At 55.0% G+C, this 24,196-nt stretch carries 14 protein-coding genes; 11 read left to right on the top strand and 3 right to left on the bottom strand.

The window, feature by feature from the left end; translation table 11 throughout:
- Window positions 1-98: 98 nt before the first annotated feature.
- Window positions 99-743, bottom strand: a complete 645-nt coding sequence (locus IEN85_RS19200) for a response regulator (protein ID WP_191618723.1) — start codon at window positions 741-743, stop codon at window positions 99-101.
- Window positions 728-2,818, bottom strand: a complete 2,091-nt coding sequence (locus IEN85_RS19195; RefSeq protein ID WP_191618722.1) for a sensor histidine kinase — start codon at window positions 2,816-2,818, stop codon at window positions 728-730. Before IEN85_RS19195 ends, IEN85_RS19200 begins: the two co-directional genes overlap by 16 nt.
- A 182-nt stretch (window positions 2,819-3,000) precedes the next feature.
- Between IEN85_RS19195 and IEN85_RS19190 the strand changes: the two genes are divergently transcribed.
- The 9 genes from IEN85_RS19190 to IEN85_RS19150 all read left to right on the top strand — a co-directional run bounded on the left by IEN85_RS19190 (window position 3,001) and on the right by IEN85_RS19150 (window position 18,442).
- Window positions 3,001-4,821: a sulfatase gene (locus IEN85_RS19190; RefSeq protein WP_191618721.1), complete on the top strand. Its 1,821-nt coding sequence runs from the start codon at window positions 3,001-3,003 to the stop codon at window positions 4,819-4,821.
- Window positions 4,822-4,860: 39 nt separating this feature from the next.
- On the top strand, window positions 4,861-6,420 hold the full coding sequence (locus IEN85_RS19185) for a sulfatase-like hydrolase/transferase (protein WP_191618720.1): 1,560 nt from the start codon (window positions 4,861-4,863) through the stop codon (window positions 6,418-6,420).
- Between the two features lie 52 nt (window positions 6,421-6,472).
- Window positions 6,473-8,032: an arylsulfatase gene (locus tag IEN85_RS19180; RefSeq protein ID WP_191618719.1), complete on the top strand. Its 1,560-nt coding sequence runs from the start codon at window positions 6,473-6,475 to the stop codon at window positions 8,030-8,032.
- A gap of 8 nt (window positions 8,033-8,040) precedes the next feature.
- Window positions 8,041-9,645 (top strand): arylsulfatase, encoded by a 1,605-nt coding sequence (locus IEN85_RS19175; protein ID WP_191618718.1) that lies wholly within the window; start codon window positions 8,041-8,043, stop codon window positions 9,643-9,645.
- Between the two features lie 33 nt (window positions 9,646-9,678).
- Complete coding sequence (locus tag IEN85_RS19170; protein ID WP_191618717.1) at window positions 9,679-12,384, top strand: alpha-L-rhamnosidase; 2,706 nt, start codon at window positions 9,679-9,681, stop codon at window positions 12,382-12,384.
- 11 nt (window positions 12,385-12,395) lie between these two features.
- Window positions 12,396-13,829, top strand: coding sequence for an MFS transporter (locus IEN85_RS19165; RefSeq protein WP_191618716.1), 1,434 nt, complete (start codon window positions 12,396-12,398; stop codon window positions 13,827-13,829).
- A complete protein-coding gene (locus tag IEN85_RS19160; protein ID WP_191618715.1) occupies window positions 13,826-15,874 on the top strand; it encodes a DUF5722 domain-containing protein in 2,049 nt (682 codons plus the stop codon). The genes IEN85_RS19165 and IEN85_RS19160 overlap by 4 nt, the downstream gene beginning before the upstream one ends.
- Window positions 15,875-16,874: 1,000 nt before the next feature.
- A complete protein-coding gene (locus IEN85_RS19155) occupies window positions 16,875-17,456 on the top strand; it encodes a nuclear transport factor 2 family protein (RefSeq protein ID WP_191618714.1) in 582 nt (193 codons plus the stop codon).
- Window positions 17,453-18,442: a hypothetical protein gene (locus IEN85_RS19150; RefSeq protein WP_224772742.1), complete on the top strand. Its 990-nt coding sequence runs from the start codon at window positions 17,453-17,455 to the stop codon at window positions 18,440-18,442. Before IEN85_RS19155 ends, IEN85_RS19150 begins: the two co-directional genes overlap by 4 nt.
- A gap of 78 nt (window positions 18,443-18,520) precedes the next feature.
- Here IEN85_RS19150 and IEN85_RS19145 read toward each other — a convergent pair whose 3' ends face one another.
- Window positions 18,521-19,561, bottom strand: coding sequence for a LacI family DNA-binding transcriptional regulator (locus IEN85_RS19145; protein WP_191618713.1), 1,041 nt, complete (start codon window positions 19,559-19,561; stop codon window positions 18,521-18,523).
- 176 nt (window positions 19,562-19,737) lie between these two features.
- Here IEN85_RS19145 and IEN85_RS19140 point away from each other — a divergent pair, with 176 nt between their 5' ends.
- Both IEN85_RS19140 and IEN85_RS19135 read left to right on the top strand, forming a co-directional pair.
- The gene (locus IEN85_RS19140; protein WP_191618712.1) at window positions 19,738-21,519 is read left to right on the top strand and encodes a sulfatase; all 1,782 of its coding nucleotides are present in this window, start codon (window positions 19,738-19,740) and stop codon (window positions 21,517-21,519) included.
- 86 nt (window positions 21,520-21,605) lie between these two features.
- The gene (locus tag IEN85_RS19135; RefSeq protein WP_191618711.1) at window positions 21,606-24,137 is read left to right on the top strand and encodes an extracellular solute-binding protein; all 2,532 of its coding nucleotides are present in this window, start codon (window positions 21,606-21,608) and stop codon (window positions 24,135-24,137) included.
- Window positions 24,138-24,196 lie beyond the last annotated feature (59 nt).

Below are 24,196 nucleotides of genomic sequence, written 5' to 3'. Positions count from 1 at the left end.
CCAACACTCTACATCCAATTCCCCCTTTCTAACAATATGCCAAAATGAGTATAGACCGGAGCAATCGCTCGCTTTGCCGAAAACTGCATCGCTGTGACTCAGATAAAATTACGCCGGATCGCGGTCGCTATAGCTGCGGCAATGTTAGGCGTACCGAGCTTTTTGAAGATGTTGCGCACGTAAAGGGCAACCGCATGGTAGCTCAGACCTAGCGAATCCGCGACCTCCTTCTTCGCGTATCCTTGGGCCAGGAGGGCAAGCACCTCCATCTCCCTCGGACTGAGCGGATTGTCTTCCGATTTCTCGCCGGAACTAAGGCTGTTCAAGACAATGCGCGAGAGCTGAGCGTCTATCACGCTGGCTCCTGCCGCGACCTCACGAATCGTATTGCGTATTCCCGCGATGGTTCCGCCTTTCAGCAGATAGCCGCTGGCTCCGAGGCGAATCGCTTCCAAAACGAGGTGATAGTCGTCATTCTGCGTCAGAATGATCACTTCCGTATCTGGGGAAGCCATGAGAAGCTGAGGAAGCATGGTCAATCCGTTTTGCCCCGGAAGGTTCAGATCCAGCAACAGGATGCTCGGTTTCTGGCCTTTATCCTTTTCGAGTTCCCTCAAGCAGGACTCGGCCGTATTGTAATTTCCGATGCATACCATGCCTTCACTCAATTCAATAGTGTCGAGCAGGGTTTTACTGTACGCCTCGTTGTCCTCTATAACGACAATGCTTATTTCAGTATCCATAAAAATTGTTTCTTCCTCGGAATCGTCAATCGCACTTCCGTCCCCCCACCCTTTCGGCTGGAAATAGAAAGCAGCGCCCGCAAGCGTTTGGAGCGCTCCTTCAGATGACGCGGCATTCGCCCTCCGGAAATTCCTTTTCCGTCGTCCACCACCCTCAAGAGCAAGCCGGCCTTGCCGAGGTCTTTGATTTCAATACTTACCGATCGCGCCGCGGAGTGCTTGACGATGTTATGCAGCACTTCCTTGAAGAACAACAGCAGGTCCCACTTGCGCCGCTGCGGCCAAGATTCGAATGCCTCCCATTCTCCCTCCTCGAATCGGTAGTCGATTCCCTTGAGCATCGTCCGGGCAGCCTGCCGCAAGTGCTCCTCGACACTGCCTTCCAGTTCTCGCCTTTCGAGAAAGCCTATCAATCGTCGCGTTTCCTGCGCCGTCTTTCGGGCCGTGCGCCGAATGTCGGCCATCAACTCCCGTTGCTTGGGAGACGAGTCTCCAGTCATTTCCTCCAAAAGCTCGGAGGTACCTGCAATGCTGCTCAAGTTCGCCCCCACTTCGTCGTGCAAATCGTTCGCAATCCGGTGGCGGAGATCGCTAAGCATCGTTTTTTGGATACGACGATAGCGAATAGGCAGCACAATAAGAAAAACGAGAGCAATAACGCCGAACCCACTAACTGAATACAGGACAACAGCTTCCCAGCGATGCTCCATGGCACCCATGCGCAGTTCCAAGTAACGCATGCGGGTTTCCACTTCGTTGCGTCGTTGCAAAAGCTCCAGCCATTCTCGACGAGCGACTAAAGCACCGCTCGGGCCGGCCCCATTGGTCAGTCCCCTCGGACTCCAGAACAAATTGCCTACCGAAGCGAGTTCCGTCTCTCCATCCGAGGTTCGAACCTTCGCTCCCTTGCTCAGACAGGTCTCTCCCTCCAGCAACTGCACTTCGCTGAAAGCAATAAAGGCTGGATAGTGCGGGTATCGCTTCCAAATCTTGACACACTCCAAGCGAAATTTCGAAGCGCGCACCGACGGGAAACGATAGGTCACCGGGTTTTGCCCAGGGTTGGAGGCATCCGTGCTCGTGCGATCCAAAACCCGAACTTCCTTTCCATTCTCGTCTATCGCCGACATATAAAAGCGCTGGGGCAACGCAAACCCGGGAATCACCTCCCCCGCAGGGCGACGCGCCGGAAAAAGCCTAAGCCCATTCACTTGCTTCGCCTCCGGCAGCTCCAGAGTTACGAATATCGAGTCGTCCTCGCTGTGGCGAGCCTGAGAGAGCCACCCCACATGCCGCAGATTCTTCGATGGGATCTCCGGCAACCCCAATGGAGTCTGACTGTCGACCAAGTATTGATCATTCCAATACCATGTCTCGTAGGTGGGACGATCCTCAACCAACTCAACCGTTGCCCCTTCAGCAACATTATATTCTCCCGCAAAAGCAAACAGCTCCGCCCAGGCTAGATAGAATCGGGTTTCACCGGCTACCATTCGCCTTGAAATACCCCGACTGCGAACCAATGCTCCATGGGCTTTCACAGGCGCGTCCAGTGAATAGGTGAAAGGGAATCCGCGCCGCACTAGCCTGCGATTCGCGCCTTCTTCCTGCGCGATCGTTGCAATCGCGTCCCCATTTCGGTCCAGCAACTCGATTTCGAAGGACTCGGGAACCCCATACTCCCATTCACCCCCTTGCGAGGCTGCGCTTCGGGCGGGCACCAGCGAGACAAAATCGATCCACTCTGCCTCGTCCCACATGACGCGAATACTGAGAGACTTCAAAGGTTTGTTCTCAGTATCCACGTACCACATACCAAACATTCCTCCAGATCCGCCCTGATAGGCAGTCGGTACTTCAGGCAGACCGACCAGCTCACCGGGCAAACTTTCCCGTTCCGAACTCAATTCGTTCCAATCGCTGGAAAAACTTCGCAACAAGCGCTGGGCCCAAGTTGTGCCCTCGAGCTCCACTTGCCCCTTCGCCAAGGGAGTTAGGCCAATAAAGCTCCAGATGAGCAAAGCCCAAAAAGCGGCAGGAGCGAGGCCAATCGTATTGGATGGAGAGTGGGGCATGCGGTGAACCTAACTGGGAAACGATCACAGTCTACACAAAGTAGCGGAGTTGTAGATATCCCAAATTGAGCATATTGCGCGTCGAACCGGTACAAGATAGGATAGGCTCGATTCTGGTTCCCTGAGGCACGCGGCAGAAACGCCGACGAAGTTCGTACCCACGGAGCCCACCCCCGATACCTATGAAATTCCCCCAGTACATTTGCATCGCCATGATCGCTGTCGCATGCGGCTTGATTTCCCACGCCAAGGAAGACAAGAAGCCGAATGTCATTCTAATCGTTGCCGACGATCTCGGCTGGCGAGACCTTGGGACCTACGGCAGCGAGCTCTACCAAACGCCGCACATCGACGAACTCGCCGCCTCGGGGATGAGGTTTTCGAACGCCTATGCGGCTAGTCCGCTCTGCAGCCCCACTCGAGCATCCCTGCTCACAGGGCAAACGCCCGCACGGCTACGCTTCACCACTCCGGTCGGCCACCTACCCCAGGTCATACTCGACCCTCAGGAAAACACCACGGCCCCACCTGGGCTTCCTGCCGCAACCCCGCAAACGCGAAGCCGCCTTCCCCTCGACACTCCAACCATCGCCCGCACCCTTAAGCAAGCCGGCTACAAGAACGCCTTCATGGGAAAATGGCACCTGGGCTTCGAACCTTACATCCCTGAAAATTTCGGATTCGACGAAGTCGTCTGCGGACGCGGCTTCCCCGGACCGCCGCCTCCCGGTTTTTTTGGTCCCTGGGACACCGAAAAAACCAACATGCCACTGGTAGACGGAAACGCTCACGCCGACGACGTTCTCGGGGATGAAGCGGTCCGCTTTATAAGCGAGAACAAGGAGACCCCCTTCTTCCTCGCCCTCTGGTTTTTCGGAGTGCACGCCCCTTTCCAGGTCAAACCCGAACTCATCGAAAAGTACCGGCCGCTCGCGGAGAAAACTGAGTTCCAAAAGTCCGCAATCATGGGTGGCATGATCGAGACCGTCGACGACAACGTAGGTAAAGTCATCGCCCAACTCGAAGCCCTCAATCTCCACGAAAACACGCTAGTCATCTTTACCTCCGATAATGGCGGCAACATGTACGACCGGCCCGAAGGAGTAAATCCGACCAGCAACCACCCCCTCCAGGGTGGCAAAGGCAACAATTATGAAGGTGGCTCGCGAGTCCCTTTCATCGCCTCGTGGCCGACGCGTATCGCCCCTTCCACTACAAACGAGACAATCGCCATCAGCTACGACATATTCCCAACCCTTACATCACTGCTCGGCCTAAGCAACCCCGAGGGCCACCACTTAGACGGGGTCGATCTTTCATCATCCTTCTTGGAAGGCCTAGAACTGCAACGCCCTCCCATATACAGCCTTTTCGCTCACACCGTGCTCGCCACTGGCAACATTGCCAACGCTTGGATACGCGACGGCGATTGGAAGCTCCTCCGTTTCTTCAACTCGACTGCAGACCAAAGCGATTATTTCGAACTCTACAATCTCGCATCAGACATCGGAGAGACCACCAACCTCGCCTCTTCCCAGCCCGAAACGACACAACGCCTAGCCGAACAGCTGGACGCCTACCTGCAAGACTCTGGTGCCTTGCTAGCGCGTCCGAACGAAAGCTTCGACCCTGATTTCTCGGTCAACGGCTTCAAGGTGCTCAGCGGCGGATATCCAATCGGCGGCCCGAAAGACCCACAACATAGCATCACCGCAATAGCCTCCAGCCTAGTCGCATCCTATTCGCCTCCACAAGGCTTAGAAACAGCCGAAGGTCTGCGCCTTACCGTACGGACCAACTGCGCCACCCAAGTCTTGGCAGCCGCCGAGAACCTCTACGGCTCCCCTATAAAAATTCGCCCGAACTGGGAGGAGCAGCAAATCACGATCCCATTTACCACCTTTCGACCGACGGAATCTGTAATCCTCAGCTTCAAGCTCGAACAGCCTGGTCGCATCTTCGTTTCGAACATCGAGCTCATCCAAGCCTCCCACGGGAATTAACAAAACCATCCACTCTTCCACTTCAGTCATTCTCAATCGATGAAGAAAATATTGTCAGCTCTTGCACTATCCGCCCTCGCCATCAGCGCTCTCGCTGCAGCGGAGAGCCCCAACATCCTAATCTTCGTTACCGATGACCAACGCTGGGATACCGTCAGCGTAAACAACCCCGAGGTCGCGCTGTCCACTCCCAATATCGACCGTCTCGCCGAGGAAGGAATCAACTTCCACAACGGCTTCGTAACCACCCCAATTTGTGCCGTATCCAGAGCAAGCATACTCAGCGGAAAATATTCCCGCAACAACGACATTCATGAATTTCTCATTCCGATGTCCGAGCCGGTTTTCAAAGCGAGCTACCCCGCCCTGCTGAAGGAAGCGGGCTACTACCTCGGACAACTCGGCAAGTACGGAGTCGGTGCCACCGACGAGCAAATCGCGACTTTCGATGTCTTTCACGCGGACGTCGATCAAGGTCCCGCTTTCAACACCTACCGGGGCAAGAAGGTACACGACTCCGAATGGCTGACCCTAGAGACACGAGACTTCCTAGCAAGCGTGCCCGCCGACCAGCCCTTCTGTCTGCAAGTGAACTACAAAGCGCCCCATCCCTCATCCAAGGTAGCCCCAGAGGATGAAGGCAAGCTCGCCCATCACACCTTCGAACGCGTCCCCACGCAACGTCCCGAATATTTCGCCCCCCTCCCTCCTTCAGTCAAATCCGCTCTCGGTGCCCTTGTATTCCACGATACAATACGTCCCGAGAAAAACTACCAACGCTACAGGCGGGAAGTGCTGGAGAAAATAGCCAGCGTCGATCGTTCCATCGGAAGGATTCGTCAAGAGCTCCAACAACGCGGCTTGGACGACAACACCGTCATACTCTTCATATCAGACCATGGAACGCACTTTGGCGAAAAACAGTTGGGCGGGAAATGGACCCCCTATGAGCAAAGCCTGCGCGTCCCTTTCTTTCTCTACGATCCAAGACCCGGAGCCCTCAAGGCGGCACGCCTCCCTCAGATCGCTCTCAACATCGACATCGCTCCCACAGTCCTGCATCTCGCAGGCTTAACGCCTCCAGAAGAAATGGACGGACTGAGCCTCGTCCCGCTAGCGCGCGGCGAGGCTACCGCATGGCGCGACCACTTTTTCTACGAACATCAAACTTCGCCCGTCGGCGTTCCTCGCCCGGTAGCCCGCTTCATGGGGGTCAGAAGCTTGACTGAAAACTACGTTCGCTGGACCGACGAACATCCCATCTCGGAGGAGCTCTACCACTTGGAAGCCGATCCTTGGGAGGTTAACAACCTCGCGAACGACCCCCTTTGGGCGAGTAAACTCCAATACTGGAGCGAACGCTTCGATCAGTGGCAGACCGAAAACCCGGACACCTATCCGAAGCACTACAACCCCTACGGACCGCGGCCTCAAACCAACGCCCCAGGAATCGACTGGAAAAAATACAAAAAGTATTGGCCGGACCAATACAAGCAAATCGCCGCTGAGGTCGAACGGCTGGGTGTAACTTGGGAACAAGCGCTCGAAGATCCTAATATCCGTCAGCAAATAGGTAAAAAACTTCGCTGGTACTACTGATCGAACTCCACACCTAATCCCCTTCACTTTTCGTATCCCAAAATAACATACAATGTCACTCTCCCGCTTCATTGCCTTCAACGCCTGCGTCCTTACCTTAGCAGCCCACGCCTATACCGCCCCCCGACCCAACATTATTCATATCATCGTTGACGACATGGGCTATAGCGATCTCGGCTGCACAGGTTCCGAAATCCGAACTCCGCACCTAGACCGCCTTGCCAACGAGGGCATCCTCTTCACCCACTTCTACAACGCCGGCAAATGCGAGGTGACCAGAGCCTCCTTGATGAGCGGTCGTTGGTGGATGGATACAGGTATTGGAGTCAAGAAAGGTCCTACCATCGGCCAAGAGCTCCAAGCCGCAGACTACCGCACCTACGCGGTCGGAAAATGGCATCTGGATGGTAATCCCGTCGATCGCGGTTTCGACCGCTTCTTCGGACACCTCAGCGGAGCATCCGACTACTTCGTCGGCAACAAAACCTGGCGTCTCGACCATTCTCCCTTCACCGCTTTCTCAGAAGAATTCTACGCGACCGATGCAAACACCGACTACACCATCGAGTTTATCGAAGAAGGAAGACAAGAGGAACCAGAAAAGCCCTTCTACGTCTACCTCGCCTACAACGCTCCCCACAATCCACTTCAAGTCCCCGAGGAAGACTTCGAAAAGTACCGGGGTCGCTACCTTGCAGGATGGGACTCCATCAGAGAATCACGATTCAAAAAGCAAAAACAGCTAGGCATTGTCCCGCCACACGCGGCTCTGCCTGAGCGACCGCTCAACCTTCCGAATTGGGAAGGTCTAAGCGATGAGCAAAAGGACTTGGAAGATCAACGCATGGCCATCTACGCATCCATGGTGGAACGCATCGACCACAACGTCGGTCGACTGGTAAACTACCTTTCAGAGAGCGGACAACTCGAGAACACCCTGCTGCTCTTCCACAGCGACAACGGGGCAAATCCCTTTTCGCGAACCGACGCCGCGATGTTAAATATGGGAAAACGCCCAGGCGACCGAGATTCCAACTGGGAGCCAGGCAACGGTTGGGCCTACGCCTGCGTGACTCCGTTCCGGATGTACAAACGGCATCAACACGAGGGAGGCATCCGCTCGCCACTCATTGCTTGGTGGCCAAAAATGAACGAAGGGAAACGGATCATCAACGATACCCCGCTCCACATCGTCGATATTCTGCCGACCCTGACCGAACTCGCAGGCAGCCAGAAAGAGTCGGACTCGCGCCCCGGAAAGAGCATGGCTCCCCTCTTCTCAAAATCACCGTATCAACCACACAAATACATTTACTTTCAACTAATGGACCATCGAGCTCTCCGCTTCGGAGAGTGGAAACTCTCCGCCCACGATTCCGGGCCTTGGGAACTCTATAATCTCGCTGAAGATCCCACAGAGAGTAAGAACCTCTTCTCAAGCAACCGCGCCTTGGCCAAATCGCTAGCGAAAGAATGGAACGCTTGGTGGGGCCAATACAACAACGAGCCCTACAGCCCGCGGCGCACCCCCGAGGAACTACGCGTCGGCGACGACAAGAACGGGGTCCCTTACCTTCCTTTCCCGCGGAAATCGGTTAGCAGTCAGAACTAGAAACGGATATGAAAACCGTTTTTCGAGCGACTCAGGTACTGGCGCTAGCATCCACATGCCTAGCCCTAGCGTCCACAGCCCTAGCAAAAACAGAAGCTCCAAACGTCTTGCTAATCGTCGCCGACGACATGGGCTACTCGGATGCAGGTTGCTTCGGCGGGGAAATCGATACGCCGAACTTGGATAAACTAGCCAAGGAAGGAATCCGTTTCGAACGATTCTACAACGGTGGGATGTGCGTAGCCTCGCGCACCTCCCTGCTGAGCGGACGCTGGTACACCGACGTCGGCCTCGGTATTCAGAAAGGAACGACACTTCCAGAAGTCCTGCGAATGGGCGGTTATCGCAACTATGCCATAGGCAAATGGCACTTGAAAGGAAACCCCGTCGATCGTGGCTTCCATCGGTTCTTCGGTTTCCTCGACGGTTTCTCCAGCTACTACGTTCCAAGCCCATACTACCGCCTAGATCACGACCCTATTCCGCAAAGCGACGGCCGGTTCTACTCCACCGAAGTATTCGCTAACTACGCCATCAACTTCATCACTCTACATCAGGAATCCACACCAAACGCCCCCTTCTTCGCTTATCTCGCATTTAACGCTCCCCATAATCCTCTCCAAGCTCCTCCCGAGGCTATCGCCAAGTACCGAGGCCGCTACCTTGAAGGATGGGAGGCAATCCGCAAACAACGCCACCAAAGACAAAAGCAACTTGGCTTAGTCCCACCCCATCAAGAGCTGCCTCCCTACCCTAGCAATTTGCCTCAATGGAGCGATTTGAGCGACGCCCAAAAGGACTTGGAGGACCTGCGCATGGCAACCTACGCCGCCATGATCGACATCATGGACCAAAACATTGGTCGCGTCCTGCAAACGCTCGACCACTTAGGCATCGACGACAATACCCTGGTGCTCTTCTCCAGTGACAATGGAGCCGATCCATTCGCCTTACTCGACGAGATGCTGCTCTCTCAAGGACTGCTTCCTGGCGACAAGGGCAGTAACTTCCAGCCGGGATTTGGTTGGGCCTGGGCCGCCAACACTCCCCTTCGCCATTATAAGATCAGCCAACACGAAGGCGGCGTCGCCAGTGGACTCATTGCTCGATGGCCAGCGATGATTCGCTCCCAAGGACGTATTGAAAGAAACTATACACACATGGTCGATCTCATGCCGACCTTGCTCGAGCTGGCAGAGATTCCTCGCGAAACAGTCCCCTCCCCCATGGCGGGACATAGTTTCTCCGCCCTCCTCCACTCGGAGCAAGAGTCAACGGAGCGAGTTCACTTTTTCCAATTCCTAGACAATCGAGGCATCCGCAAAGGCCCATGGCGACTTTCCGAAGTGGATGGAAACGGTTGGGAACTTCACAACCTGATTACGGACCCGAATCAAGCTTACGACATCTCGGAAGAGAATCCCCACATCGTAGCAGAACTAGACCGACTTTGGGTGCAGTGGTGGAAACATTACCACGACGGAGCCGGCTACGTGCCTACGAGCAGCCAAAGCACTCCCCACTATCACCCTCAGGGAGATCGAGGAAGCGGGAAAGAGTACGTGCCGGCCGCTATGCCCGAATCACTTAAACATCGTTATCCAATTAACTGATACAACTTCCAAAAACCCTTTTTTCTAGACACCATGCCCGACCCGCAAAGCATCGCCCTTCCCATAAACCTCAAGGCCAACAGCCGCATAAACCCCATCGGTTTGGACGACTCGACGCCTCGTCTTTCCTGGCAGCTTGCCGACAAACGCTATGGAGCCGCCCAAAGTTCATACCAGATCCAAGCCAGCTCTCGGAAGGACGCATGGGACGCTTCGGACCTCCTCTGGGATACCGGACGCGTCCAAAGCGACCGGTCATTGCACCTTCCCTACGGGGGGCCGAACCTTCAGTCCGGACAACAAGTATTCTGGCGAACCCGCATCTGGGACGCCTGGAAAAAGGTCGGTCCTTGGAGCGAGGTCGCCTCCTTCGAAACGGGACTGCTTCACGCGGAAGATTGGAAAGCAAAGTGGATCGGCCTGAAAGACGAGGGAGCGAAAGAAAGCGTCCCTTGCCCGCACCTGCGCAAGGAATTCAGCTTAGACACCCCCATCGCTAGCGGCCGCCTCTACGTTTCCGCCAGAGGCGTCTGCCAACTTTTCGTCAACGGCAAACCGGTCACCGCAGATCGCTTCGCCCCTGGATGGACCGAGTACGACAAGACCTTGCACACATTCTCCTACGATGTGACGGAGCTCTTGGAAACAGGAGCGAATGCGATCGGCATCATACTCGCCGACGGCTGGTTTCGAGGAAATCTCTTCCACCCTACAATCCGCGCCAACTACGGCGATCAGCTCAGCGCCCTTGCTCAACTGGAGATCGTCGACGCCCAAGGAAAAACGCATTCCGTCGTCACCGATGAAAGCTGGAAAAGCGCCACCGGCCCTTATCTCGCCGCTGACATCTACGATGGCGAGACTTACGACGCCCGAAAACAAATGCCAGGGTGGAGCTCACCCGGCTTCAAAGCTTCAGGATGGAAAAAAGCGACCTGTTACCCAGCTCCCGAAGCAACGCTCAAGCCGCGCATCGGACCGCCGGTGCGAGTCCAGGAGACGCTCAAACCACAGAGCACCAAACGCAGCGGTCCCAACTCCTACATTGCCGACTTCGGGCAAGTGATTACAGGCGTGGCTCGCATAAAGGTCAGGGAAGGCAAAGGGAAGAAGATTACCCTTCAATTCGCCGAAATGCTCAACCCCGACGGTTCTCTCTACCGAGAAAACCTTCGCTATGCCAAAGCGACCGACCACTACGTTTGCCGAGGCGAAGGGACCGAGACCTACGAGCCGCTCTTCACGTATCACGGATTTCGCTACATGGAAATCTCCGGTGTCAGCTCCAAGCCGACACCTGCATCCCTGCAGGCTCTGGTCCTGCACAGCGACATGGAAGCCACCGGATCTTTCCAATGCTCGCATCCAGACATAAACCAGCTGCAGAGCAACATAGTCTGGGGGCAAAAAGGAAACTTCCTCGAACTCCCCACCGACTGCCCACAACGCGATGAACGCTTAGGTTGGACGGGCGACGCCCAGGTATTCGCCCCCACCGCCAACTTCAACTTCGACACCTCAACCTTTTTCCGCGAATGGATTCGCACCCTCGTCGACAGCCAAGCCCCAGACGGATCCTTCCCCGACATCTCGCCAGACCTTTTCGCCAGCAATACCAAGCGCCCCTTTTCCATTCCCTTGGTTTCAGAACATTTCGGAAACGCAGGCTGGGCTGACGCCGGCGTCATCTGTCCATGGGAAACCTATTTGTCCTTTGGTGACAAATCGATACTGGAAGACAACTACGACGCAATGAGCGCCTGGATAGACTACCAGGAATCGACTTCGCACGAGCTAATTCGTCCGGTCACAGTCTACGGCGACTGGCTCGCCCCAGATGCCCCTCGCCCCGAGTGGGCTCCTACACCTTCCGATTTGATCGGAACCGCCTACTTCGCTCGCACCACAGAGATCATGATCGATGTTGCGAAGCTCCTAGGACGCCCCGACGACCAGAGCCGCTTCGAAAAGCTCCACCAAAATATCAAGCTCGCTTTCCGCAACGCTTTCACGGCACCGTCGGGCCTGCTAGTGGGCGACACCCAAACCGCCTACCTAATGGCCCTAGCCTTCGACTTGCTCGAAGGGGAGCAACGCAGTCGCGCAATCGAGCGTCTCCTACACACCATTGAGCGACGCGGCAACCACCTTTCAACCGGATTCCTCGGTACGCCACTTCTTTGTCCCACACTCAGCAAGGTCGGACACTCGGACATGGCCTACCGCGTGCTGATGCAAAAAACCTATCCCGGCTGGCTATTCCCTGTCAGCAACGGAGCGACAACTATGTGGGAGCGCTGGGACAGCTGGACTCCCGAAAAAGGTTTCGGAGACACCGGCATGAATTCATTCAACCACTACGCCTACGGGGCGATCGGCCAGTGGTTGTACAATACAGTAGGAGGCATATCCCAAGAATCCGGTAGCAGCGCCTACAAGCGTATCCTCTTCACCCCTACCCCCGGCAACGGAATAAACTGGGCCAAGACCTCGCTCAAGTCTCCCTACGGACTGATCCGTTGCGAGTGGAAACAAAGCGAAGGATATTTCGCGATGGAGGTGGAAATTCCCCCAAACTCGGTTGGAGAAGTACACATTCCGGCCCGCGATCACAGTGCCGTCGAATACCTGTCGGAAGAAACCTGGGATCGTGTCCATACCCGTCCCTACCGATACGAGAAACAACACGGAATCTACGCCCTCCCCGCCGGCGTCTACAAGTTTAAGTCGCAACTCTAACCCCTTCGTTCGTGCCCAATACCTCAATACCTAAGAACGAACGCGTATCGCTCGGCACCAAGATATTCTGGGGCTTTGGCGGCCTCGCCGACAACTTCATGTTCAATACCCTCAACGCCCTCGGCTTACTCATTTACGTGAAGTTCTTCGAGATGCCAAACCTTCTGGCCGGCGTAGCGCTCGCGGTGCCCCGCTTCATGGACGCCATAACCGATCCACTTATCGGCAACTGGTCCGACAACTGCCGCAGTCCCAAAGGGCGCCGGATCCCCTTCATGCTCTGGGGCGTGATCTCTTGCGCCCTGATCCTGCCTTTTCTTTGGACGCCTCCTTACCTGGAGACCATAGACAATCCATGGTACAGCAACGCTCCCTTCTGGTACCTCACCCTCGTAGGCAGCGCCCTCGCCTTTTTCTATACCCTGTTTGTGGTACCCTACACAGCGTTAGGCTTCGAGCTCACGCCCAACTACGACGAACGCACTCGGGTCGTGGCATGGCGCATGTACATCGGGCTGGCCGGGAGCTTGGGCTCGTTCTCCCTCTACAAGCTCATCAACCTCGATGTATTCAACAATCAGGGACAGGGTGCCTTCTGGGTCAGCATCGGAATAAGCGTGATCGTACTCGCGTCTGGGATGATTCCAGTGGCTTTCGTTAAGGAGAATCAAAAGGTGAGGATTCCCGACCCCATCAAAATCGGTCCCGCCTTCGCCACCGCTCTCAAAAACAAGAACTTTCTCATCCTCTTCTTCGCATACGTCATCATCGTAGTAGCCACGATATCCGGCGGATCTGTTCTGCCTTTCCTCATGATCCCATATGTGCTCGACGGTAGCGACAAGGCTTGGGGAGACCTTTCGCTCGTGCTAGGATTCCTATCGGTCGGTATGTCGTACGTCAGCCTTTTCCTCATCGGATGGATTTCGAGAAAATGGAGCAAGAGCATCGCCATGAGCGTCGGCATCGCTTTCGCCTTAGTGGGAACAGCCCTGCTCTGGCCTGCCATCGATCCAAGGTGGCCCTGGGCCCTCTACATAACCTCCATCATCGCATTCCTCGGCTTTCAAGGTTGCTGGCTCATGGTCGACACGATCACCGCCGATATCTGCGACGAGGACGAGCTCATAACCGGTCGACGTCGCGAAGGCATGTTTAGCGCTGTCAAGGGCTTCACCTTGAAACTAGCCATCACCATTACCTCCCTAGTGGGCGGAGGCATCCTCCAGATCTCCGGATACGACGCAAAGGACATTAAGGAAAACGGCATCACACCAGATGTCGTATTCGACATGAAACTACTGATCGTTGGAACCCAATGCGCCGGACTGCTCGCCGCCCTTATCATAATGATCTACTATCCACTCACCCGAAAACAAGCGGAACGAAACCGCGAACTGCTCAAGATACGTCACACTAACAAACAACTCGCCCACACCCAATGATTCCGCTCAAAGCTTACCTACGCAGCGCCTACCTTTTTCTCTCCATCTTCGCACACTTCCACGCAAATGCCGCCTCCCCAGTGATCTCCGCGAGAGCAGATCAAATCGAAATCAGCCTTCCGTTGGAACTGCAAGGACAGGGCATCGAGGTCACCGTTCGCCTGCCCTACCAAACAGAAGAACAAACGTTCACGGTCTGGAAGGGACAAGCGTCTCCATCCGTAACATTCAATCGAATACAAGAAGGATACGACCTTTACTACGGACGCTTCAATATAGTCGTCGCTAATAGTCGCGAAACGCTGGACGCAAATCGCTGGGTGACCGACACGTCCCTACTCGGGGCGGCGACCTTTGCGATTCCCCACCCCAGCAACAAGAAAGGACTCAACAGCGCCGTAGGGCTGGAAGACCCGATTGCCCTAGGAGCCAGCCATATCGTCGAAAACATATCCATCGATCAACTCATTGACCTAGAATCGAAAAACAGTCCCTATCAAGTCACGGTCGACGCTAAGACCGTTCACTTCCGAGCATCCTATGTTGAAAACTTGGATACGCGGCTCAAAGCCTTTCATCAGGCCGGCATCCGCACCTTGGGAATCCTTCTCAAAACCATTAAATGGCAAGGCTCCCGCAACGACAGCCCTCTCACCCACCCACGCTCCGAGATCAACAACCCCCACGCCCTTATCGGAGCCTTCAACCTAACGAACGAAGAGGGCTACTTGTACTATCGGGCCGCACTCGAGTTCCTCGCATCGCGCTACACCCGCGAAGATGCCAAGTTCGGAATTCTCGCCGGCATGATCGTTGGAAACGAAGTGCAGAGTCACTCCGTTTGGTACAACATGGGCCCCGCCTCCATCGAGGAAGTTACCGACAACTACCACCGAGCCGTACGCATCGCCGAACTCGCAGGCAAACAGGCTCACTCGGATTGGCGCGTCTTCGTTTCCCTAACACACCACTGGCATGCCATGGCAACTCCCGGATCCCCCGAACGCGGCTTTAGCGGCCGCGGCTTCATCGACGCCTTTGGCAAACTCTCCAAGAAGTCCGGCGACTTCCCCTGGGGAGTCGCTTGGCACCCGTACCCAGAAGACCTCTTCGAGCCCGCCTTCTGGCTTAATTTTTCGGCAACGCCCTACTTCGACAGTCCGCTCGTCACCATGAAGAACTTGGAGGTACTCGTCGCTTACCTGAAGCAACCACACCTCCGCTTCGGCCACCAAACCCGCGAAATCGTTCTGAGCGAGCAAGGATTCCACGGCCCCGCTGGAGCGGAGCCAGAACTCAAGCAAGCCGTCGCCCTCGCCTACGCACTCGAGCTCGTTCAACAGATTCCTGAAATAACCGCCTTTCACTTGCATCGCCACGTGGACCATCCGCACGAAGGCGGTCTCATGCTCGGCCTGCGGCGTCACGGGCCCAAAGGAGCCGAGGACATCGGCCCCAAGAAACCCTCCTACAGCGTTTTCAAAGCCTTTGGCGAAAAGAACTGGTTAGAGGAAACTCAGTTCGCCCTCGACTACCTCGATCGCGATTCCTGGGAAAAGCTCTACCCTGGCCCCGAAAGCGTAGGCCTCGCTCAACCTAACTCCAACGAAAGCGGCATCATCGACCTGTATCGACTTTTCGTGGACGCAAATGTGGCAAATGCGCTAGACGCGAAATCCGCCTCCTTCCTCAAATCCGCCGGCTGGCTCGCGCCCTCTATCTTCGTCCATCCGAAAGATGGAGTCCCAGCCTCCATCAGCTGGCAGATTGAACTCCCAGAAATCGACGAAAATCAAAGCTTAGCCCTGACCTTCGGTACCGGAATCGCCCACGAAAGCTCAAACGGAGTAACCTTCTCGGTTCAACTTGATGGCAGGGAAGTTTACCGTCAGGAAAAGACAGACGGAACCTATACGTCCCACCTTGTTGACCTCACAGGCAAAGCCGGCAGCAGTCGCGAACTCAGCCTCATCATTGACCCCGGTGCAGACATCGAATACGATTGGGCCCACTGGGTCGAACCCATCATTCGCATCCAGAACTAACTGTATTGTTTTCTAATTGAAAGCATAGTTGCACATACTTCGTTCAGGCTAAACACATTAACTATACTCGTTTCGAGTCTTACAATTTAACTCAAATCCTTTCACATCCACTATTTGGAAATGGTAGAAAAACCGCAGCGTGAACGTTGCGGTTTTTTTATGTACAACCCCGTCGCCTAAAAGGATGAAACCCGATAAGGTACGACAGCCTCCACGGAATGGCGGGAAAGCGAAGCCGGACTCGCTCCCAAATCTAAACCTAGTTTATAGAGACCTTTTCAGCAAATTCGGAGTTCAGCGAAGAGTTACCAACAAGGAGCGAAAAATAACCCGGCTCTACCTGCCAAGATCCACTAGATACATCTCGGAAAGCAAACCCTCTCTAATTCAGTTCAAAGGTGACCGTCGCCGACCCACCTGCCTAGAGATGAACCTTCTCAACCCCCTTTAGGTCTCTTTCAGGTCGCTCGACCGCAGACTCGTTATTGTGGACGTGGAACCGTTGCCCTCCAGAAGTCGTGAGCTTTTGCGGCCGGATCTCTACGGACTTTCATGCACACCGATAATAAGGTGCGCATCCGCTAAGATTCCTCTCACAAGGTTCGAGATTGCCTGCCAGAACAGCTCGGGACTAGGGAAAATCGAATACGAGAAGGTCCTCGATTAGCGGTACGAAAAGACTTCAGGCGACTCCGATTTTTATCCTATACGGTTGGCCCATTACTACCCTCATCGGGCACGACGGCTGGGCAAACCACCCACGCGACAAAGCCGATAAAAGTCCCGGCGGACCAATCGACTTCCGACTGGTCGAACACTTGAAGGAGCTCAGCAAAGGAAGCTCGCCGAGAGCGGCGAGCAGGCTGCCAAGCAAAGGTATTCGAGGTCATGTAATTCGGATAAGGACAGTCAGGCGCTAACCGCCTAGCAAAGAACCAATTCTAGACCAAATCTGGAGAGCTCAAATGCTCCGAACCAAACTGCCCGAAGGCTTCTCCCTATGAAGTTATCCCATTTGCTTGCTTTGCTATTGCCTGCAGTCTCCGCGGTGCCCTGTCCAGCGAGCCCGCTCGACAATCCCCACCCTTCCAGGATAGATGCAAGCGAGCGCTTGCAAATTCGCCAATCGATTCGCGCCGCCGACTTGGAGACAAAAATCAACTACCTCGTCGATCGTAGCGAATTGTTAGACCTGATCATGGCATACGGATACAGCGTGGACCTGCGAGACTGGGAGCTGCACCGATCCCTTTTTCTCGACAATTACCACGACGGTTCATCCGGAACTTTCAAATCCGCGTCCGCAAATCGTCGGATCGAATTGCTGGAAACCTTCTTTGAAACCTTCGAAGGAACCCAGCACCTAAGCGTCCCAATATTCATTCGGATCGACGGAGACGAGGCATTCGTTATCACCACTCTCAACACTCGCCACTTCCACTCGGATGGTACTCCGGAAAAGAATACGCTTCTCACCGGACAATACGAATTTACGTGCAAACGCACCGAATACGGCTGGAGAATTTCCCACATCAACCTGGTCAACCGAAAGAAGCTTTCCCAGCCCGCCTATCAACCATGACTCGAAGAACCTCAATCGAAACGAATTTCATTCCCTTAAAGCGACTGGTACTGGCTACCATCGCGCTGACGATAGTGGCGAAGCTCCCCGCCATCCCCGAGCGGAAAGAGGATCTCCTCACCATCGCGAACGGGCAGGTAAAAATCGGGATCGATCGCGAAAAAGGAGGCTCCATCACCTACATTTCATCGGCCGGGTATTCGCGGAACATCGTCAACTACCGCGACCCGGGGCGCCTGATCCAACAGTCCTACTACGCTGGCATTCGTCGCGACCGGCGGCAGGAGGGACAAGGCAAACACTGGTCCCCGTGGTCTTGGAATCCCATACAAGGAGGTGGCATCGGCTCCTGGGCCGAGGTGACGGCATTCGAGCGCCTGAACGAACACACTCTCTACAGCGAGACGATCCCAAACCTTTGGGACATGCCCAACGAACCCGCCGCGGCTCTCATGAAGCAATGGACGCGATTCGAAGAAGGTTTGCCCAACACTATCGTAGTGCAGTGCGAACTACAGTGCGATCGTGATGAGAATGACCCTTGGGGCCCAGCTGTGGCCAATCCTCAAGAAGTTCCCGCCTGCTACTTCACCCGAAACTTTCACATCGCCAAGTCTTACCTCGGCGACGGCGAATGGCAGCTCGAAACCGATCCTCCAGGCTTGCCCTGGACCAAGGCAAGCCCCCCACTGCAAGCGATGGCCTTCTTCGAAGAAAGCGGCCAAGGAATTGCGGTCTTCAGCCCAACCGCGGGCAAGTCATGGAATTTCGGCTCCAGCGGCGGACCTAACAATATAGAAGACCCAACTTCAACTTACACGATGCATGTCGCGCCAGTCGTGCGCGTAAACCTCGGTCCTAAGTCCAACTTCAATTATCGCTACTGGCTTGTCCTTGGCACAGAAACGGAAATAGCAGCGAGTCTCGACGTATTGATAGAAAAATACGAAAACGAAGAATATGAGCTAACAAACAGCTCTAACTGAAGATTCGCGGATCATCTCCAGCGCTCATTCAAGAAATACCAAGAGCTCTGCCTTAGCGACTCACCCCGGCAGTGACTCTCAATCCCTACCGATAAACGGCAGGGTCTTGCCGTCATGCCATTCGCATTTGACGATGACTGTTTCCGGGTTATCCGGCAGTCCTTGCTGGTTTTTCCGGAATTGCTCCGAGAGCAGGTCAACAGCGGCCGCCGCGATCCCCTCCGGCTTGATATCCACACCTGCCACCTCCGAGTTTGGATCGTGCATTTCCAAAGCGATGAATGCGACGTCATCCGGAACACTGATATTGTATTTGTTCAACAACTTCAACCCAGGCGGTTCATGGCCGATGATAACATCTGGCTTGTATTCATCGAACCAGACACGAATTGCGTCCGTGTCCTCGAAACCAAACTTGCAAACTGGAATCCGCTCCGCGAGATCCAAGCGGCTTTGGGCAAGGTAGTAGGCCGCCTCCCAACTGTGCTCTGCGCGCTTTGAGGAGGATTCACGCAGCATCAACCCGGGGCGTTTGTATCCATAATTCCTAGCTTGATCCATAGCCATCAACATTCCCTGGTGCAAGTCGCCCTCAGCCGAATACAGATGCGGCCACTCCAGCGACTTGCCGATGACCGATACCGCGAACTGACTGAAGTCGAAGTCGATACGCGTAGGATCCTTGCCATAATCGAGCATCAGCACGATACCATCGATGCCTCTCGAGTAGATGATTTCCGCTAGACGCCGGCTCGACATGCCCGGCTCCGCCATCCAAAACGCTTCGAAGCCGCAACCCAAGCTCTCGGCTTGGGACTTCACTCCATTGTAGAAGCGATTCATGAGCCCGTTCGCCTTCCACGGCGGAGGTCCGTTGACCTCCGGCGCGCTGACCATGGCGATGCGCCTGAGATGTCCATCCGTTCCCGACTTGGCGATGTGTGACATGACCTGGGCCACCTTCATGTCCCTCACATACCCCATCTCCTTGGCTGCCGCTTGGATCTTATCGCGTTGAGCTTTCGAAACGCCTGCGGCGTTGCGTAGAGCGGCGGAGACCGTTGTTCGCGACACGCCGCAAACTTTAGCAATATCTCTGATCGTAACTTTGGAGGGCATCGTTCGGGGGTATCAAAAAGCCTAGAAAAGCCTAGAAAATTGTAGCGATCCAGCTCCAGCCCAAGGCGACCTGACAGTCAAGCTCTCCTTAGGTCGCCGCCGACATGAAGCTGAGCCTAATATTGAGCCAACCTTACGATTAATAATTCTGCGGTGCCTCGAGGCATTCGTACTCTATGAAGCAAGCCCCTACCCCCAAAAACCTGGTCTTCATCCTCGCGGACGACCTCGGCTGGATGGACACCGAACCTTACGGCAGCACTTTCTACCAGACGCCCAACATCAACCGTATCGCCGCCAAGGGCATGAAGTTCACCGACGCCTACTCGGCCAGTCCGCTCTGCTCTCCGACCCGAGCCAGCATTCTTACGGGTCGCAATCCAGGACGCCTGCACTTCACGATGCCCACTGGGCACGAGATTCCAGAGATTCTGGAAGGACGAGAGCACAAGACCGCCCCGGCCGACCAGCGCGCTGCCGCTCCCACCCCCATCAACCGTCTCAGCCTCGACTACCGCACCATCGGAGCAGACCTCAAAAAGGCCGGCTACCACAATGCCCTTATGGGCAAGTGGCACCTTGGGCACGCTCCCCATATTCCGGAAAATTTCGGCTTCGATACCGTAGTCGGCGGGCGCCACCATTCCGGGCCACCTACCCCAGGCAACTTTTTCGCCCCCTGGGATTGCGACACCCTGCCCGAGGTCGAAGAAGGGACCCATATCACCGACGTGCTCGGAGACCAAGCAGTCAAATTTATCGAGGACAAGCGCTCCGACCCGTTCTTCCTCTGCCTCTGGCTCTACGACGTTCACGCCCCCTTTCAATCCAAGCCGGATCTCAAAGCCAAATACGAGAAAAGAGTGGACGACGCAGAACGCCAACGAAACCCCAACATGGGAGCAATGGTCGACATTCTCGACCAAAACGTAGGCAAAGTGCTGGACGCCCTGGAACGGCTCGGACTGCAAGAGGACACCATAGTCGTCTTCACCTCGGACAACGGAGGCAATATGTACGACGTGGTCGAAGGCACCTACCCCACCAGCAATTTCCCGCTGCGCTCGGGCAAAGGCAACAACTACGAAGGCGGGGTGCGTATCCCGCTAATCGTGCATTGGCCTGGCGTAGCAGAAAGGCCTACAGTCAACGATTCCGTCGTTTCTACCACCGACTTCTATCCCACATTTCTCGAAATGCTCGGGCAAGCGCCAGCGCCCGAAGCTCACTTGGACGGAGTTAGCTTCGTTCCCGCCTTGCGGTCGCAACCCCACGACCGAGGGCCGCTCTTCTCCCATTTCCCCCACTTCGTGCCCGCGACTATGAACCTCCCCAACACTTCCGTCCGGAAAGGTTCTTGGAAACTGTATCGATTCTACCACGACACAAGCGACCAAAAGCATCGCTACGAGCTCTACAATCTCGCGGAGGACATCGGGGAGCAAAACGATTTGTCCGGCCAACGTAACGACATCGTGGAAGAGCTGGACGCTTTAATCGAACAAAACCTACAAGCCAGCCAATGCTTGCTGCCCCACCCCAACGCTGACTACAAAGGCAACGTCGCCGGAGTTTGGATCGGCAGTGAAAGCGCCAAAGTCCAGTCCCAAAAGGGCGGTATGCAAGTCGACTACAACGGAGAGGATCCTAGCGTCACTACCAGAGTGACCCCTTCCCTCTTCGAGCCGGGAATACTGCGCTTCTCCTGCGAGACTACGGAAGAAATCTCCATCGCCGTCTCCTTCACCGACGGGCAAGAGCGCGTCAGGCTCCAGCCCATCGAACTGAGCTCGCCCTGCCTCAGGCAGCATTGCGAGATAGACCTTCCGGTGGAGACCGCTCTCTCGAAGCTCTCGCTGCACCTCTCCCCGGGCAATGGCCGCGTACGATTCGAGTCCATCGAGCTGTGGACCCCAAAACAAGAACTGCTGACCAAATACGAATTCCCTTCCAGTTGATAGCGGACGCATAAAGACAAAACTGTCCTCGAAAATACAATCGAGGCTCCCCACCTTCGGCCCTGTTCTTGAGAAAATGCACCCCGATGGTTTCCATACTCCAGCTATCCCTATCAAGAGTAGTTCTCGTCTTCACGATGCTTGCCTGCTGGCTGCCCGCTACGCTAGCAGGGCGAAGCGCCTCACTTCTGCCCGCTAAAAAAGAGACCATCCGCTTCGCCACGGACCGTACAAACTACAAAGCCGCGTTCGAGGAGATAGCCCGACGATACGAGGCGCTCCATCCGAACGTTGAGATCGAACTAACCTTCACCACCGGCAACCAGCTCGCAACGTACGTCCGCACGCGCGAGGCCGCCGGCCTCGAGCTGATGCCGGACATCTACAATGGGAACATGACCAAGGGCTACGACGCCCTCGGAAAATGGGTAGCCCTCACTCCCTACCTCGAGCAAACCAATCCCTACACCGGGAAAAAGTTCATCGATTCCTTTCGCGAGCTGAACGTGTATGAATTCGATAACTACGGCGGCGAGCTCTACATGCTCCCTTTGGACCTCATCTCCGTAGGGATCTACTACAACAAGGACATATTCGAAGAGCTGGAGTTACGCGAACCGCAAAGCTGGAATGAACTGCTGGATACCTGCCGCGCCATCAAGGCAGCAGGATACACTCCCTTTTCGATGCCGGGCGATTTCAGCTCCATCTGGGCAGGAAACATCGGATGGCTGGTGAGGGCCTTGAACGACGCCTACCTCCGGGACAAGATTCCACTACTCGCAGCGCAGCCTGGGGACTGGGACTTCGATCCCATCGCTCATTCAGATTTTACCTATGACCCCGCCAATCCCTTCTTCGACCGACAAATTCCCCTCAACGCCGAGAGAGTGATCAACGGGATAGAAAGCGGTAAAATCGATTTTAGATCAGAAGCATTCCGCCGCATTTACCTGAGACTGCAAGAGCTCTCCCAATTCTTTCAGAAAGGGTACATCGGATCTGACATCGCATCCGCTCAGAACGCCTTCATGAGACAGGAAGCAGCAATGATGCTAGCGGGTAGCCAATTCATTTTCACCCACGACCAGTACCAAAAAAACTCGGCCCCGGACCGCCGGTTCAAAACCGGAGTCATGTGGCTACCCCCCATTCAAGACGACCCTCTGGTAAGCGGGCCCATTCGCGGGTTCTTCAATGGCGGCACCCTACTCTCGGTAACGAAGAAGCCAGACCCTGAACACGAAAGACGGGTAATGGACTTTCTAATGTTCATCGCGACTCCCGAGTCCGGGCAACTCCTTCACGATCTGACTTTAGAAAACGGATACAATCTAAGCGGACCTCTCACGATCAAAGGAGTAACGATGCTCCCTGGCCTCGAAGAACAGTACCAAGCCTTCGGCGGAAACGGCGTTGTAAAACTGGAGTTTCGCGGACTCTTCGACGAACAAAAAAGCGTGGGCGACTTCGTCGTTCACCTCCAGGACTACTTGGGAGGACGCACCGACCTTGATCGTTTCCTCGAAGCTTACGATCGTTCCATGAAAGAAGCAGTACTGCGTCTGCGGGCGAACTATCAATACGACCTCGACCCCACCACTCGCGACTTCTTACCCGTCAGGGAACGGAAAACCGACGCATGGAACCCCTTCGACAATGGACTGCTAGCGATTGCGATACTCCTATCCGCCTACTGCGTATTCGCGCTTGCCAACATACTTAAGGCAAAATCCGAACATCGCCCCAAGGCCACAATCGGCTTTATGCTCCTCACCCCAACAATCCTGCTCCTTCTCGTATTCAACTACTGGCCGGCGATCTCCAGTATCTACTTTTCACTTACAGATTGGTCCAGCTGGCGATATCCCAACTTCATAGGACTAAAAAACTTTTCACGAGTGCTACAGGACGACCAATTCCTTTTTGGCTTGCTGAACATGCTAATACTCCTGATCGCGAGCGTGATCAAAGCAACCGTGTTCCCCTTTTTTGCTGCCCAGCTGCTACTATGCGTTTCCAACACGAGGGTTCAGCGTATTTTCCGCGGGATCTTGCTCTTTCCCACGCTCGTTCCCGCCATCGTCATCGTGCTCATCTGGAAAAACCTCTACAATCCTACCAGCGGCTTGATTAACCAAACGCTCGTCGCCATCGGAGCAGAAACTTTTGCCAGCAGCTGGCTAGGAGAACACTCGCTCGCGCTCGCCTCAATCATCTTCATGGGATTCCCATGGGTCGGAGCGATCGGACTACTCATCTACCTAGCCTCCTTGATGAATATTTCAGACGACATAAAGGATGCCTATGCCTTGGAATCGGACAGCACCCTCGCCCGAATCCGAAATATAGACATTCCCCTGGTCAGAAGCGAAACACGACTCTTAATTATCCTAGCCGTGATCGGCTCCATCCAAGAAATCCAAGCAATCTTGTTGATGACAGGAGGCGGCCCCGGGCTCTCCACTCACGTCCCTGCCTACTCAATGTACAAAGAGGCCTTCCTGTACGGAAACTTCGGATACGGTGCAGCCATAGGAACAGTCCTGTTCCTTTTTATTCTTTGCGTCACCCTCTTGAACTTGAAATTCCTGAAAAAGTCGGAGGGATACTCATGAAAGCATCAAGGGAAAAGGGGATTTCACCTGCAACGGCCATTGTCCTTTCCGCTATGGCC

This window comes from Pelagicoccus enzymogenes (assembly GCF_014803405.1).
GTDB classification, from domain to species: Bacteria; Verrucomicrobiota; Verrucomicrobiia; order Opitutales; family Opitutaceae; genus Pelagicoccus; species Pelagicoccus enzymogenes.
Note: the sequence above shows the minus strand (reverse complement) of the source record. Positions and strands in the feature narration are given on the sequence as shown.